Source organism: Nocardia sp. NPDC052316, assembly GCF_044547795.1.
GTDB lineage: Bacteria > Actinomycetota > Actinomycetes > Mycobacteriales > Mycobacteriaceae > Nocardia.
Window position 1 is genome coordinate 1,200,518 of sequence record NZ_JBIUBB010000002.1, and the last position, 14,093, is coordinate 1,214,610.

Annotated in this window: 13 protein-coding genes and 1 riboswitch; of the genes, 8 read left to right on the forward strand and 5 right to left on the reverse strand. The window is 67.8% G+C overall.

Going from position 1 to position 14,093, the window contains the following annotated elements; translation table 11 throughout:
* The first annotated feature begins 106 nt into the window (after positions 1-106).
* Genes ACIHA7_RS12280 through ACIHA7_RS12295 form a run of 4 tightly spaced genes read left to right on the forward strand, consistent with a single transcriptional unit; the run spans position 107 to position 3,838 of the window.
* Positions 107-847, forward strand: coding sequence for an SDR family NAD(P)-dependent oxidoreductase (locus ACIHA7_RS12280; protein WP_397288509.1), 741 nt, complete (start codon positions 107-109; stop codon positions 845-847).
* Positions 844-1,893, forward strand: coding sequence for a zinc-binding dehydrogenase (locus ACIHA7_RS12285; protein ID WP_397288511.1), 1,050 nt, complete (start codon positions 844-846; stop codon positions 1,891-1,893). Before ACIHA7_RS12280 ends, ACIHA7_RS12285 begins: the two co-directional genes overlap by 4 nt.
* A gap of 8 nt (positions 1,894-1,901) precedes the next feature.
* Positions 1,902-2,546, forward strand: a complete 645-nt coding sequence (locus tag ACIHA7_RS12290; protein WP_397288745.1) for a TetR/AcrR family transcriptional regulator — start codon at positions 1,902-1,904, stop codon at positions 2,544-2,546.
* 2 nt (positions 2,547-2,548) lie between these two features.
* A complete protein-coding gene (locus tag ACIHA7_RS12295) occupies positions 2,549-3,838 on the forward strand; it encodes an acyl-CoA dehydrogenase family protein (protein WP_397288513.1) in 1,290 nt (429 codons plus the stop codon).
* Between the two features lie 45 nt (positions 3,839-3,883).
* Here ACIHA7_RS12295 and ACIHA7_RS12300 read toward each other — a convergent pair whose 3' ends face one another.
* Positions 3,884-4,354 carry a hypothetical protein gene (locus tag ACIHA7_RS12300; RefSeq protein WP_397288515.1) on the reverse strand — a complete coding sequence of 157 codons (471 nt, stop codon included), beginning with the start codon at positions 4,352-4,354 and terminating at the stop codon, positions 3,884-3,886.
* A gap of 353 nt (positions 4,355-4,707) precedes the next feature.
* Here ACIHA7_RS12300 and ACIHA7_RS12305 point away from each other — a divergent pair, with 353 nt between their 5' ends.
* The 4 genes from ACIHA7_RS12305 to ACIHA7_RS12320 all read left to right on the forward strand — a co-directional run bounded on the left by ACIHA7_RS12305 (position 4,708) and on the right by ACIHA7_RS12320 (position 8,148).
* A complete protein-coding gene (locus ACIHA7_RS12305) occupies positions 4,708-5,241 on the forward strand; it encodes a DM13 domain-containing protein (RefSeq protein ID WP_397288517.1) in 534 nt (177 codons plus the stop codon).
* A 291-nt stretch (positions 5,242-5,532) separates the two neighbouring features.
* Positions 5,533-6,078: an HNH endonuclease gene (locus ACIHA7_RS12310; protein ID WP_397288519.1), complete on the forward strand. Its 546-nt coding sequence runs from the start codon at positions 5,533-5,535 to the stop codon at positions 6,076-6,078.
* Between the two features lie 24 nt (positions 6,079-6,102).
* Positions 6,103-6,378 (forward strand): WhiB family transcriptional regulator, encoded by a 276-nt coding sequence (locus ACIHA7_RS12315; RefSeq protein WP_397288521.1) that lies wholly within the window; start codon positions 6,103-6,105, stop codon positions 6,376-6,378.
* A 102-nt stretch (positions 6,379-6,480) separates the two neighbouring features.
* Positions 6,481-8,148, forward strand: coding sequence for a VWA domain-containing protein (locus ACIHA7_RS12320; RefSeq protein WP_397288523.1), 1,668 nt, complete (start codon positions 6,481-6,483; stop codon positions 8,146-8,148).
* Positions 8,149-8,418: 270 nt separating this feature from the next.
* On the opposite strand, the gene gcvP is transcribed toward ACIHA7_RS12320, so the two are convergent.
* From gcvP to ACIHA7_RS12340, 4 genes are all read right to left on the reverse strand, one after another.
* Positions 8,419-11,241 (reverse strand): aminomethyl-transferring glycine dehydrogenase, encoded by a 2,823-nt coding sequence (gene gcvP / locus ACIHA7_RS12325; protein WP_397288525.1) that lies wholly within the window; start codon positions 11,239-11,241, stop codon positions 8,419-8,421.
* Between the two features lie 150 nt (positions 11,242-11,391).
* A riboswitch (glycine riboswitch) is annotated at positions 11,392-11,491 on the reverse strand.
* Positions 11,492-11,757: 266 nt separating this feature from the next.
* Positions 11,758-12,351, reverse strand: coding sequence for a MerR family transcriptional regulator (locus tag ACIHA7_RS12330; protein WP_107656386.1), 594 nt, complete (start codon positions 12,349-12,351; stop codon positions 11,758-11,760).
* A gap of 201 nt (positions 12,352-12,552) precedes the next feature.
* Positions 12,553-13,026 (reverse strand): bifunctional nuclease family protein, encoded by a 474-nt coding sequence (locus tag ACIHA7_RS12335; RefSeq protein ID WP_069160942.1) that lies wholly within the window; start codon positions 13,024-13,026, stop codon positions 12,553-12,555.
* Between the two features lie 253 nt (positions 13,027-13,279).
* Positions 13,280-14,074 carry a MerR family transcriptional regulator gene (locus ACIHA7_RS12340; RefSeq protein WP_397288527.1) on the reverse strand — a complete coding sequence of 265 codons (795 nt, stop codon included), beginning with the start codon at positions 14,072-14,074 and terminating at the stop codon, positions 13,280-13,282.
* Between the last annotated feature and the right edge of the window lie 19 nt (positions 14,075-14,093).

Consider the following 14,093-nt stretch of genomic DNA (forward strand, 5'->3'; position numbering starts at 1 on the left):
CGGCGCGTCGCGGGGTGTCGGCGGTCGGCCGGACAACCCCTTGATTGTATCGCCGCCGCGATTTAATGTACTGATCGGAACATTTTCTGATCTGGCGGGAGTATGCGTGTCGCTCAGGGACAAGGTCGTCGTGGTGACCGGCGGGAGTCGGGGCCTCGGCAAAGAGATGGTGCTCGCGTTCGCCGCGGCCGGTGCGGACGTGGTGATCGCCAGCCGCAAACTCGACAGTTGTGTGGCGTTGGCGGATGAGGTGCGCGGCACCCACGGCCGCCGCGCCCTGCCGGTGGCCTGCAATGTCAGCGACTGGGCGCAGTGCGACGCGCTGGTGGAGACCGTGTACGCCGAGTTCGGCCGGGTCGACGTGCTGGTGAACAACGCGGGCCTCTCACCCCTGTACCCGAGCCTGGACCAGGTCTCCGAGGCACTGTTCGACAAGGTGATCGGCGTGAACCTCAAAGGGCCGTTCCGGCTCTCCTCGCTCATCGGCACCAGAATGGCGGCCGACGGCGGTGGTTCGATCATCAACATCTCCTCGATCGAGGCGGTCCGGCCCGGACCGTTCGCCCTCCCCTACGCCGCGGCGAAGGCCGGATTGAACACGCTCACCGCGGGTCTCGCGCAAAGCTTCGGACCGACGGTGCGGGTCAACACGATTCAGTGCGGAGCATTCGCCACCGACATCTCGAAGGCCTGGCCCGACGAGATGCGCACACACCTCGACACCCTCAACGCCCAGCAGCGAGTCGGCCTGCCGCACGAGATCGTGGGCGCCGCAATATTCTTCGCCACGGACGCCGCTGCCTTCTGCACCGGCGCCACCCTCGCACTGGACGGCGGTTGGCGATGAAAGCACTGACTTACCAAGGCCCGCGGCAGATCTCGTACTCCGACGTGCCCGACCCCACCCTCACCGCGCCGGACAGCGCGATCATCCGGGTCACCGCGACCGGCATCTGCGGCAGCGACCTGCACATCTACGGCGGGCACGGCTTCACCGACAAGACCGGTTACAGCGTCGGCCACGAAGCCGTCGGCGCGATCGTCGAGATCGGGCCCGAGGTGCGTCGGCTCGCGGTCGGCGACCGAGTGCTGGTGGCCGCCTCGGCCGGGTGCGACCGCTGCGCCCAATGCCGGGTCGGCATCGTGGCCGCCTGCGAGCGCACACCGCTGGCGATCGACGCCTGCTACGGGCTCGGCGGCGCATTGCCCGGCGGGCAGGCCGAACTGCTGGCCGTCCCGCACGCCGACGGAAACCTGGTGCGGCTGCCGGACGAAGTCAGCGACGCCGCCGCGGTGGTGCTCACCGACAACGCGCCGACCGCCTGGTACGGCGCCCGGCGCGCGCGGATCGCGCCCGGCGAGACCGTCGTGGTGATCGGACTCGGTCCGGTCGGGCTGATGGCGATCCAGTCGGCGTTCGCGATGGGTGCCGCGCGGGTGCTCGGCGTCGACCTGATCCCCGAGCGCCGCAAGCAGGCCGCCGAACTCGGCGCCGAGCCGATCGAGGCCGAGGACCCGAAGCTCGCGATTCGCGAGCTGCTCGGCGGCGGCGCCGATGTCGCGATCGAAGCCGTCGGCGCCGACGCCACCATCAAGCTGGCCATCAGCGCGGTCGGCCATCGCGGCCGGGTGAGCGTCATCGGCGTCAGCCAGAACCGGGCGTATCCGTTCCATATGCCGCTGGCACAGGTCAAGGAGCTCGAATTCCATATCGGCCTGTGCTCGATCCAGTACGAGCTGCCCACCTTGCTGAGGCTCACCGCGGCGGGCAGGCTTCGCCCCGAAGCCGTTGTCACCCATCCGTTCCCGATGTCCGACGGCGCGGACGCCTACCGGTTGTTCGCCGAACGCGCCGACGGGGTGAGCAAGGTCGTGCTGGATCCGGCCCGATGAGTGCCCGGGTGCCCGATGTCGCACCGACCCGCCGCCGCGGCCGCCCGCCTGCCGCCGAGTCGACGGCGGGCGACACCCGGCAACGCATCGTGCGCGCCGCCGTGGAACTGTTCGCGGAGAAGGGATTCCACGGCACCGGGGTCGCCGAGATCGGCGACCGCGCCGACGTGCAGCGCGGCGCGCTGTACTACCACATCGGCTCCAAAGAAGAGCTGCTCTGGCAGATCCTGCACGACTACATTCAACTGATGCTGGTCGACGCCGAGCGCATCACCGCGAGCAGCGACGACCCGATCACCAAGCTGCGCAAGCTGATCCACAGCCACGTCGGCCTGATCATCGATCACCGCCGCGAGGTCGCGATCCAGCTGCGCGATGTCGGCGCGCTCAGCGGTGCGCGCGGTGCGGAGTTGCAGGAACTCCGCGACCGGGTGCAGCACTGCTGGCAGCGGGTGATCGACGCGGGCCACGCCGCCGGGCTGCTCCGCACCGACGACCATGTGGTGACCAACAGCGTGCTCGGCATGCTGAACATGGTGACCTTCTGGTATCGGCCGCACGGCGAGCACTCCCCCGCCGAGATCGCCGACATCCTCGCGACCACCTTCCTCGACGGCGTGGTGCGCACGTCCGACAATCACACGAAAGGCTGACCATGGCTTGGGATTTCGAGACCGACCCGGACTTCCAGCAGAAGCTGGACTGGGCGGCGGAATTCGTCCGCACCGAGGTGGAGCCGCTCGACCTGCTCTACCCGAACCCCTACGACCGCACCGACAAAGAGGCGATGGCGCTCATGCGCCCGCTCAAGGAGCAGGTCAAGCAGCAGGGACTGTGGGCCTGCCACCTCGGCCCGGAACTCGGCGGGCAGGGCTACGGGCAGATGAAGCTCGCGCTGCTCAACGAGGTGCTCGGCACGTCGTTCTGGGCGCCGTCGGTATTCGGTTGCCAGGCACCGGATTCCGGCAACGCCGAGATTCTCGCGCACTACGGCACCGCGGAGCAGAAGGCGAAATACCTGGAGCCGCTGCTGGCCGGGGAGATCGGCTCCTGTTACGTGATGACCGAGCCCACCGGCGGGTCGGATCCGACGACATTCAAGACGCGCGCGGTGCGCGACGGCGACCACTGGGTGATCAACGGCGAGAAGTGGTTCAACTCCAACGCCCAGTTCGCCAGCTTCCACATCGTCATGGTGGTCACCAACACCGAAGTCAGCCCGTACCAGGGCATGTCGATGTTCATCGTGCCCGCCGAAACGCCCGGCCTGGAGATCGTCAAGAACTTCCACGTGCAGGGATTCAGCGAGCACGAGGGCCACCTGCGTTTCACCGACGTCCGGGTGCCCGCCGACCATCTGCTCGGCGCCGAAGGCCAAGGCTTCATCGTCGCGCAGACCCGCCTCGGCGGCGGCCGGGTGCACCACGCCATGCGCACGGTCGCGTTGGTGCGCAAGGCCTTCGACATGATGGCCGAGCGCGCCGTCTCCCGCCCGATGCGCAAGGGCCCGCTGGCCGGCCTGCAGATGACCCAGGAACGCATCGCGGACAGCTGGATCGAGATGGAGCAGTTCCGCCTGCTCGTGCTGCGCACCGCGTGGCGCATCGACAAGGAACAGGACTACCTGAAGGTGCGCAAGGACATCGCCGCCATCAAGGTGGCCATGCCCAAGGTGATGCACGACATCGCCCAGCGCGCACTGCATCTGCACGGCGCGATCGGCGTCAGCACCGACCTGCCTTTCGTGGACATGATGAACTACGCCGAGGTGATGGCGATCGCCGACGGCCCCACCGAGGTGCACAAGATCACCCTCGCCAAGGAGGTCCTCAAGGACTACGCCCCGGGCGATCCCGTCTACCCCAGCGGCTACCGCCCGGCTCTGCGTGAAAAGGCCCGCGAGCTCGTCGCCCAGCGCCTCGAACACATCGTCGGCAACCTGTAAACGTGCGACCGGACCTCGACGCACACCGTCGAGGTCCGGACCGCCCTAGCCGTTGACCAGGCACTCCAGCGCACCGGGCAGCGCCGCCGTCAGCACTTCGATCACGTCGGTCTCGGTGACCGAGCCCCCACTGAACGCCTTACCCGCCGCCTTGTCGATCGCTTCCTCGACCTCCGCCGGGAAATCGGACTTCTTGTCATACAGGGCGCTGCCGATCGCGACGGCATCGCTGTCGTTGAGCTTGTCGATGGCGAGGAGCAGGTTGCCGAGACCCCGCGCCACGTGGCCTGCCCCGATGTCCTGGAAGACCTGCTCCTGCACGTCCGTCGACAGTGCCTCCGAGGCGCTCAACGACTCCTTGATCGCCGAAGCCTGCTTCTCGCAGGAGGACTGATCCTGCTGTGCCTCGGCATGCGCGCCGACCGCGACAGCGCCGCCGAGTAGCAGCGCGACCACGGCAGTCAATACGCCGATCAGCACAGTCGGCTTGGAATGGAACCTGGCAATCCTGCTCATGCTCGTCGTAACCTCCGTGTCAACGGAACTCGCGAATAGGGTCGGATACCTGATGCCATGGCTTGCTGCGACGACCCAGCCTATGAGATGCGCAAGGCCAAGTCCCCTACCCCGCCATTACGGCGGGGTGTCGCCAGGCCCGTGAACCATACACAGACCGTCCAGGCCACCAACATCGACAGGCGAGGGTGAGCTGACACTTATCCATCGCGTAACGCGGTTCGCCGTACGAGCCTGCTCGGGACCCACCTCCGTCGGTTAACGAATCCCCTGTCGGCCCCCATGACCGGATAGGGGCGAAAAGGTCCTGCGGCGGTGTTGAATGACAGGACGGTCGTTCCGAGGAGGTAACCATGGTGTCCGTACGCAGGATCGCGCGTTCTCCGATCACCTGGACGCTGGCCGTGCTGCTGGTGATCGGGCTCGGTGTGGGGTTGGCGCTGACCCAGCCGTGGCGGCTGTTCACCAACACCACGGTCAACGAGGCCGCGCCCTCGGTGACCGCTCCGGCCGCGCCGGGTGAGCCCGCGCAGCCGCGCACGCTCGCGCGCGGCAGCCTCATCTCGCACGAGCACCAGACCTCGGGCACCGTGCTCGTCCTGCAACTGCCCGACGGCAGCCGGGTGCTCCGGCTCGAAGATCTCGACACCTCCGACGGCCCCGACCTGCACGTCTGGCTCACCGACGCCGAGGTGATCGAGGGGAAAGCGGGCTGGTTCGTCTTCGACGACGGCTCGCACACCGATCTCGGCAGCCTCAAAGGCAACAAGGGCAGCCAGAACTACCCCATCGCCGCCGACACCGATTTGACGGCACTGACCAGTGTCACGATCTGGTGCGAGCGATTCCGGGTCTCCTTCGGCGCTGCCCAGCTCCAGAACGCCTGACCCCCCTGAGTCGGTCATGAAATAAATGACCCGACAGCGGTAGGTCCGTTATGTCACCATGGGATTCGACGATGATCACCAGGTAGCGGTGATCCACGAGCACGTGGAAAGGAGGAGGTGGCGATGATTCCGATGAAGGCGAACGATGCTGCGGCGCACCGGTTGTCGGCCGACAAACCCGCGTTCTGCCGTCAGCTGAGCTGCGGACGTGAAGACGGCCACCTCCCGGCCGGTCGCTGACCGCCCCCACCTCCTCGCCCGCTCGACCTCTCCCGAAACATGGTGATTCCCATGCCATTCCGCCATGCCGCCGACCCTGCGGCACTCACCGCCGACAACTGGATACGCACCGGGGTCCTGGTGCTGAACGCCTCCTACGAGGCGCTCGACATGATCAGCGCCGACCGGGCCGTCGTGCTGCTGATGGCGGGCGCCGCGGAGTCGATCGCCGACCGGGCGCCGCACTTCCCGGTCCGCTCGAAGCACGTCGAGGTACTGCTACCGGAGACCATTCGGCTGCTGCGCTACGTGTACATCGAGCACAGCGCGCGGGTCGACGACGAGAGCCGGGCCACGCTGGCCGGCGTCCTGCGCCGCGACCGCAATCGGTGCGGCTACTGCGCCGCGTGGGCCCGCACCGTCGACCACATCCGGCCGCGCAGCCGGGGCGGCCCGAACACCTGGAGCAACCTCGTCGCCTGCTGCGGACCGTGCAACACGACCAAGGCCGACCGCACCCCCGAGGAAGCGGGCATGCGGCTGCTGTGGCAACCCAAAGCACCCAACCACGACGTCAAGCAGCAACGGCGGATCTGGAAGCAACTCGCCGCCACCTGACCCACCGAGAAAGGAGAGATCGCGATGACCGTTCGCAACCAGACCAGTGCGGTCGTGGAGCTGACCCTGGCCGAGCTGCTCCCACTCTCGGACTCCCGAGAGTGGCATCGGGCGGCCTGCCGCGGTGACCCGCATCACGAGGCGTGGTTCCCGTACCCGTCGCAGGACTTCGACTACGCCCGCGGTGTCTGCGCGGGCTGCCCCATCCGTGCCGCCTGTGCCGAATTCGCCGCCCGCACCGGACAGTCCGGCGTTTGGGGTGGTCACGAGTTCGACCGCGGGCAGCTGATTCGCCCCTGACCACCGCCGCCGTGCCCGCCGCAGGCACGGCGGCGGGCGTTTCGCCGCGGCTCGCCGAGCTCGGCGAGCCCGCAAACCGCAGGTGAACATACACTGTGCAGCGTGGGCACTCATCGCAGCGGAGCCAGATCCCGAGGCATCAGCAAAGGTCCGGTTATCGCAGTGGTCGCCATCGTGCTGCTGGTCGCCGGGGTCTTCGCGTGGCTCCAATTACGGGACAGGGCGGCCGACGAGGACAGCGCCGCCGCGGCGGAGTGCGTATCCGGCCCCTCCACACTGTATGTGACCGCCGATCCGGACATCGCCACGCTGGTCCGCGCCGCCGCGGACCGGTACAACGCGACCAAACCGCGGGTGCGCGACCACTGCGCCCAGGTAGCGGTGACCGCGCAGCCCTCTGCCTCCGTCGCCGCCGCCTTCACCAGCGGCAAGCCGTGGGACCAGGCCCTCGGCCCGCAGCCGGTACTGTGGATCCCTGATTCCTCGCGCTCGATCGAGGCCATGCGCGTGCCAGGGCTGATCGAAGGCACGCCCGCCCCGATCGCGGTGAGCCCGATCGTGCTCGCGGTGCCCGACGAATTACGCGGCGCGCTCGACCAAGCCAAGACCGGCTGGGCGGATCTGCCACGCCTGCAACAGGGTTCACTCGACGACATCGGCTTGTCCGGCTGGGGCGGCCTACGCATGGCGCTGCCGCCCGGCGACGCCTCGCTCGCCGCGGCGGTCGCCGTCGGGTCCGCGATCTCCGGCGCCGAGCCGCTCACCGAGCAGGCCGCGCAGTCCGGTCAGGCGGTGTCCGCCATCTCCGGGCTCGCCGCCGACGCGCCCGACGCACCGCACACCTCGGCGGCATTCGGCATCATCGCCAGTGCTCCGCAGACCGCCACCGTACACGCCGTCGCCACCACCGAGCAGCAGGCGAAAACCCAAGCGGGACTGACCGTCTACCAGCCGACCGGTGCCGCACCGGTCGCCGATCACCCCGCCGCGCTGATGTCCGGCCCGTGGGTGGACAAGACGCAGAATCTCATCGGCGGTCTCTTCGCCGACTACCTACGCGCCCCCGAGCAAGCCCAAACATTCACCGCCGCAGGCTTCACCACCGCGCCGGCGAGCACCCCCGTACCGTCGCGGGCCACGCTCGACAAGGTGCGCGACATCATGGCCAATCCGGTCCTCGGGGTGCAATCCACTGTCCTGGTCGATGTCTCGGCCTCCATGACGACCACCGACGGTTCGATGACCCGGCTCGCGAACGTGCTTGCCGCCCTGAACTCCACGATGACCGTGATGCCGCCCGACTTCGGCCTCGGCTTCTGGACCTTCGGCAAGAACCTCGACGGCACCACGCCGTACAAGGTGCAGGCCGCCACCGCCCCGCTCACCAATGATCAACGCACCAAGCTCAGCACCGCGTTGACTGCCGTGCGGGCCAGCGATCTTCGCGCCGATCAGGCGTACCCGACCCTCATCGCCGCGTACAAGAACGCGATCAAGGGATACACCGCGGGCCGCACGAATTCGGTGCTGCTCATCACCGACGGGCCCGAGGACGACTCGACGGTCACCGGCGCCGAACTCGCCAGCGACATGGCCGCCGCGATCGACCGCGCCCACCCCGTTCGCGTCGACATCATCGTGATCGGCGGGCAAGGCACCCAGACGCTGAAGAGCATCTCCGAGCAGACCGGCGGCACCTACACCCGCGTCGCGACCTCCGACGATCTCAAATTCGCCTCCGCCGTCGTGCAATCCCTCACCACGCCGTAGCTCCCCACGACTCTCGCTCCCCCGCAACGGCTTTCGCATGCAATGCGGTGCACAGGCGAGCCGGTGCGGAACCCACCACGCCGTAGCGCCCACGGCTATTGCTCTCACGCAGGGACTTTGGCGTGCAATGCGGACTGCGGGCGCAGCGAGCCAATGCGGAACGCACCGCTCGGACGACCGAAGGCGCCCTCCGCTGATCTCAGCGGAGGGCGCCTTCGGCGTGCGTTGTTCGAGAGAGACCGTGATCGAGGCCGCCTCTAGTTCACCTGGCTACTCGGCGTACGCCTCCAGCGGCGGGCACGAGCACACCAGATTACGGTCGCCGTAAGCCCCATCGATCCGGCGCACCGGCGGCCACACCTTCGCCCGCGCATGACCGAGACCCCGTGGGTACACCGCGGTTTCGCGGCTGTACGGGTGCTCCCACTCACCGACCAGGCTGGCCGCGGTGTGCGGCGCACCGCGCAACGGGCTGTCGGTGACCGGCCAGACGCCGGCCGCCACCTGATCGATCTCCTTGCGGATCGCGATCATCGCCTCGATGAAATCGTCCAGCTCGGCCAGGTTCTCGCTCTCGGTGGGCTCCACCATCAGCGTGCCCGCCACCGGGAAGCTCATGGTCGGCGCGTGGAACCCGTAGTCCGCCAGGCGCTTTGCCACATCGTCGACGGTGACGCCGGTCTGCTTGGTTATCTCCCGCAGGTCCAGGATGCACTCGTGCGCGACCATGCCGTGCTCGCCGGTGTAGAGCACCGGGTAGTACTCGTCCAGCCTGCGCGCGATGTAGTTGGCCGACGCGATCGCCGTCAAGGTGGCGCTGCGCAGCCCGTCCGCACCCATCATCCGGATGTAGGCCCAGGTGATCGGCAGGATCGAGGCGGAGCCGTAGTTCGCGGCCGACACCGCGTGCGAGTCGGTCACCAGCGGATCGCCCGGGAGGTACTGCGCCAGGTGCGAGCGGACCGCCACCGGGCCGACGCCGGGACCGCCGCCGCCGTGCGGGATGCAGAACGTCTTGTGCAGGTTCAGGTGGCTCACGTCGCCGCCGAACTTGCCCGGACGGGCAAGTCCGACAAGCGCATTCAGGTTCGCGCCGTCGACGTAGACCTGACCGCCCGCGTCGTGCACCAGCTCGCACAGCTCGGCGACCTCGTGCTCGTAGACGCCGTGCGTGGACGGGTAGGTGATCATGATGCAGGCCAGCCGGGCGGCGTGGTCGGCGATCTTGGCGCGCAGGTCGTCCAGGTCAATATCGCCGTTCTCGCGGCACTTGACCACCTCGACGCGCAGTCCGGCCATCGCCGCCGAGGCCGCGTTGGTGCCGTGCGCGCTGGACGGGATCAGGCAGGTATCCCGGTGCGTGTCACCACGATCCAGGTGATAGCGCCGGATCGCCAGCAGGCCGGCGTACTCGCCCTGGCTGCCCGCGTTGGGCTGCAAGCTCACCGAGTCGTAACCGGTGATGGCGCACAGCCACTGCTCCAGATCGGTGATCACCTGCAGCAGGCCGGGGGCGTCCTCGACCGGGGCGTACGGGTGCACGCGGGCGAAGCCTGGCCAGGTGATGGCCTCCATCTCGGCGGTCGCGTTGAGCTTCATGGTGCAGGAACCGAGCGGAATCATGCTGCGGTCCAAGGCAATATCCTTGTCCGACAGCGACCGCAGGTAGCGCAGCATCGCGGTTTCGGTGTGGTACTTGGTGAACGCCGGGTGGTCGAGGAACCCGGAGGTGCGGTTCTCGATCGCGGCGACCGGGGCCGGCCCGCTCTGCTCGGCCGACAGTGTGGTGCCGAAGGACTCGAGCACGGCCGCGACATGCGCCTCGGTGGTCGCCTCGTCGCAGGCGATGCCGACATGATCGGCGTCGACCAGGCGCAGGTTGATCCCGCGCGACTTCGCCTTCGCGACAACGGCTTCCGCACCGCCTGGCACGTGCGCGAGCACGGTGTCGAAGAACGTGTCGTGCACCACCGCGCCGTCGAGCCCGGCCGCGATGGTGGCCGCGTGCCGGTGCACGCGGCGGGCGATCTCGCGCAGCCCGTCGGCACCGTGGTAGCTGGCGTACATCGCCGCGACGATGGCCAGCAGCACCTGCGCGGTACAGATGTTGGAGGTGGCCTTCTCACGCCGGATGTGCTGTTCCCTGGTCTGCAACGCCAGCCGGTAGGCCACGTCGCCGTCGGCGTCCACCGAGACGCCGACCAGCCTGCCCGGCAGCTGCCTGGCATACGCCGTGCGCACTGCCAGATACCCCGCGTGCGGCCCGCCGAAGCCGAGCGGCACACCGAAACGCTGGGTGGTGCCGAAGCACACGTCCGCGCCTTGGTCGCCGGGCGAGGCGATCAGCGTCATCGCCAGCAGATCCGCGCCGACCGCGACCAGCGCGCCGCGCTCGTGCGTCGCGCCGATCAGCGACGTCCAGTCGACTACACGCCCGGACGCGCCGGGAGCCTGCACCAGCACACCGAAGAACTCGCCTTCGGGCAACTCGCCGCCCGCCAGATCCGCCGGAACGAGCTCGATACCCAGCGGCTGGGCCCGGGTGGTCAGCACGGTTTTGGTCTGCGGAAACAGGTCGGTGTCGATGACCAGGCGCGCCGACTTCGACCGGCTCGCCCGGTGCAGCAGGGTCATCGCCTCGGCGGCCGCGGTGGCCTCGTCGAGCATGGACGCGTTGGCCACGTCCATGCCGGTCAGCTCCGACACCATGGTCTGGAAGTTGAGCAGCGCCTCGAGCCTGCCCTGGCTGATCTCCGGCTGGTACGGCGTGTAGGCCGTGTACCAGGCAGGGTTCTCCAGCAGGTTGCGTACCAGCACCGGCGGGGTCAGCGTGTCGTAGTAGCCGAGCCCGATCATCGAGGTGGCCACGGTGTTGGCGTGGGCGAGCCCGGCGAGTTCGGTGAGCACCTCGTGTTCGGTTGCCGCGGGCGGCAATCCGGCGAGTCCGGACCCGTCCAGGATGGTCGCGGGCAAGGCCTTCGTGGCGAGCTCGTCGAGCGAGCCGACGCCTACGACGTCCAGGATCCGGGCGAGTTCGCCCCGGTCGGGTCCGATGTGGCGGTCGGCGAATGAGCGAGTCACGGCAGCTCCCATTGGGTCGGGCGGGTCGACGGGGGTCGACGAGTACCAGCCCTCCCCCTCTGTTTTTGTTGCCTGAGAGATTCGGACGCCGCGGCCTACGAGTAGGCCGAGCCCCTTTCCCCATCGGCGGGCAGCCCGAAGCCACCGCTTTCCAGAGGCGCCCAAGCCCGCACGGTCCCTGTTGCCTGAGAGATTGACGGGGAGGTGCTGCTCCTTCGGCGCCCGGACTCTGACGAACCCGGGACTCTCCCGCACGGCGTTGGCGCGCCACCAGTTTAAGCCGATGACACGCCGGAACGTGGCACTGGTCCCGTCCCGGCGGTGTCGCGCTCGTCACGTGCAGGTCAGGACGGTTTCAACAAAGACATAGCTAGATGCGCATATCTACTTAACAACATGTTTTATGTGGTGCCATAACCCTAGGCGGGCATCCCTCCCCTCTGCACCAAAAATCAAGTGCCACACAGCACAACACCCCGCTACCCTCGATTCGTCGGGGAGGCGGGGTGTTGTTTCGGTTGGCTATTCTTATCCGGTCTTGCGACTCATCCGTGCCTTGCGCCGGTAGGACAGCTCGTCCTCCGGGCGCTCGGTCACCGCGGACGCGCGTTCCGCAGGGAAGTTGGCGATGGCGCCGGTGAGTTCATGCATGGCTCCGCTGATGGCGATTCCGAAGACGCCTTGCCCGCCCTGCAGTAAATCGACTACCTCCTCGGCCGAGGTGCACTCGTACACCGAGGTACCGTCGGAGAACAGGGTGATGCCGGCGAGGTCCTGCACTCCCCTGCTGCGTAGGTGGTCGACCGCTATCCGAATGTTCTGTAGCGAGATGCCCGCGTCGAGCAGCCGCTTCACGATCTTGAGGACGAGGATGTCCTTGAACGAGTACAGCCGCTGGCTCCCCGAGCCCGCGGCGCTGCGGATGGAGGGCACCACCAATCCGGTGCGCGCCCAGTAGTCGAGCTGCCGGTAGGTGATCCCGGCCACCTGGCATGCACTGGGTACCCGGTAGCCGACCAGATCGTCGGGAACCGAGTCGTCCGGGAACAGGCCTGGCTGTACCACATCCTGCGATTGCTCTGCCACTGACCACTCCCTTGCTTCGCCGACGGCTAGCCTCATCGATGACCCGGCTCCGTTTCGACCACTGCGTGTACTGACGATCTGGCCAAAACGGACGTGGCCCAACTATCGAGATTACTCCCCTTGATTGTCCAGGGAGCACCATCGTGGAGCCAAACGCGACGCGCGGTTAAAGTCTCGACCTCTGGTTCAGCTCCGCGCGTCGTCGGCGTGGCGGCACCGGGGCGGCGGATGGGCCGCTCAGCTGTCGGTGGCCTTGAAGTCGTCCGGTGAGACGGACTCGAGAAATTCCTTGAACTTCTCCACCTCGTCCTCGCGCTCGTCCGGCATCACCAGCCCCGCTTCCTCGAGCACCGGCTCCTCGGCGTAGATCGGGCAACCGACCCGCAAGGCGATCGCTACCGAATCCGACGGCCTGGCCGAGATGTGCAGATCATTCTCGAACACCAGGTCCGCGTAGAAGGTGCCTTCCTGCAGGTCGACGATGCGCACCTCTTTGAGGGTGTGCCCGAGCTCGGTGATCAGGATCTTGATCAGATCGTGGGTCAGCGGGCGGATCGGGGTCACCCCCTCCTGCTCCAGCACGATCGCGGTCGCCTCCGCCTGCCCGATCCAAATCGGTAGGTACCGATCCCCCGACACCTCACGAAGCAACAGCACGGGTTGGTTCTGTGGCTGCTCGACACGAATGCCGATAACGCGCATCTCACTCATGCCTGCACCTCGCTGACGACAATCAGCCCCGGCACGCGCGACACACGCTGTGACATGATTCGTTCGCTACGCTCACTCATCGCACTGCCTCCCAATACTCGCCGGCCGCCCGGCACGACCACCGCCCAGCTCGCCGTACCAACGAGTCTAGGCGAACCCGCGCGGGTGCAGTGATCGGTGTGCACAGCCGAAATCGGCGTGTTGGATGACCGAAACATGACACCGATCGCGCATCGCCGGTCGAACGGGATGTTCAGCCGCCCAGCGACGTCCGCACCGACGACTTCACCAGACAGGTGTGCAGCGTCAGCGACAGCGCCGCGAGTTCGCGCACTGTTTCCTCGGCACGGGCGCGGGCACCGGCGTCCCGGCTCTTCGCGATGGGGGCGGCGATCTGCGCGACCAGCGCGGCCTCCCGATCGGCGGCCAGCTTGAACGCACGCAAATGCCGTGCCTCCAAACCGAATTCGGCCATTGCCTTGGCCGTCTTGGCGAGCGTCACCGCATCGCCGTCGAAGAATCCGGCCGGGCCCGGCGTGATGAGGTTCGCGCGAACCAGGTCGTTGAGGAAGGTCTCGTCGATGTCGGCCTGCGCGAGCAGATCCGCGCGGGTGAGCCGTATTTCATGATCGAAACGCAGATCGTCGGGGGAAATCTCGCTGGGCACCACGCCGAGCCTCCTCGGCGCCGCGGCACCGTTCCGATTCCCGCCGGATGTATCCGAGTGCTCGGAGTCGGACGCTGCCGACTCCGACGCACCCGTGCGACCGGAGTGCGCCCGGGCGCGGGCTTCCCGCACGCCGAGCGTCGCCGCACCGCTGTCGATCGCCTCGAGCTGTTCCTTGATCACCTTCAGCGGCAGGTACTGATCGCGTTGCGCGGTCAGTACGAACCGGAGCCGTTCACAATCGGCGACGGAGAATCTGCGGTAGCCCGAGGGCGTGCGCTCCGGCCGGATCAGGCCCTCCGCTTCGAGGAAGCGGATCTTGGAGATGGTGACGTCCGGAAAATCGGGGCGCAGCAGGTCGAGCACGGAGCCGATCGACATGCCTCCGCGGGCCCACTGC

What these genes read in the sequence shown, in the direction of transcription:
- ACIHA7_RS12285 (WP_397288511.1), top strand. Translation starts at nt 844, where the DNA reads ATGAAAGCACTGACTTACCAAGGCCCGCGGCAGATCTCGTACTCCGAC.
- ACIHA7_RS12295 (WP_397288513.1), top strand. Translation starts at nt 2,549, where the DNA reads ATGGCTTGGGATTTCGAGACCGACCCGGACTTCCAGCAGAAGCTGGAC.
- ACIHA7_RS12300 (WP_397288515.1), bottom strand. Translation starts at nt 4,354, where the DNA reads ATGAGCAGGATTGCCAGGTTCCATTCCAAGCCGACTGTGCTGATCGGC.
- ACIHA7_RS12305 (WP_397288517.1), top strand. Translation starts at nt 4,708, where the DNA reads ATGGTGTCCGTACGCAGGATCGCGCGTTCTCCGATCACCTGGACGCTG.
- ACIHA7_RS12310 (WP_397288519.1), top strand. Translation starts at nt 5,533, where the DNA reads ATGCCATTCCGCCATGCCGCCGACCCTGCGGCACTCACCGCCGACAAC.
- ACIHA7_RS12315 (WP_397288521.1), top strand. Translation starts at nt 6,103, where the DNA reads ATGACCGTTCGCAACCAGACCAGTGCGGTCGTGGAGCTGACCCTGGCC.
- gcvP (WP_397288525.1), bottom strand. Translation starts at nt 11,241, where the DNA reads ATGGGAGCTGCCGTGACTCGCTCATTCGCCGACCGCCACATCGGACCC.
- ACIHA7_RS12330 (WP_107656386.1), bottom strand. Translation starts at nt 12,351, where the DNA reads ATGAGGCTAGCCGTCGGCGAAGCAAGGGAGTGGTCAGTGGCAGAGCAA.
- ACIHA7_RS12335 (WP_069160942.1), bottom strand. Translation starts at nt 13,026, where the DNA reads ATGAGTGAGATGCGCGTTATCGGCATTCGTGTCGAGCAGCCACAGAAC.
- ACIHA7_RS12340 (WP_397288527.1), bottom strand. Translation starts at nt 14,074, where the DNA reads ATGTCGATCGGCTCCGTGCTCGACCTGCTGCGCCCCGATTTTCCGGAC.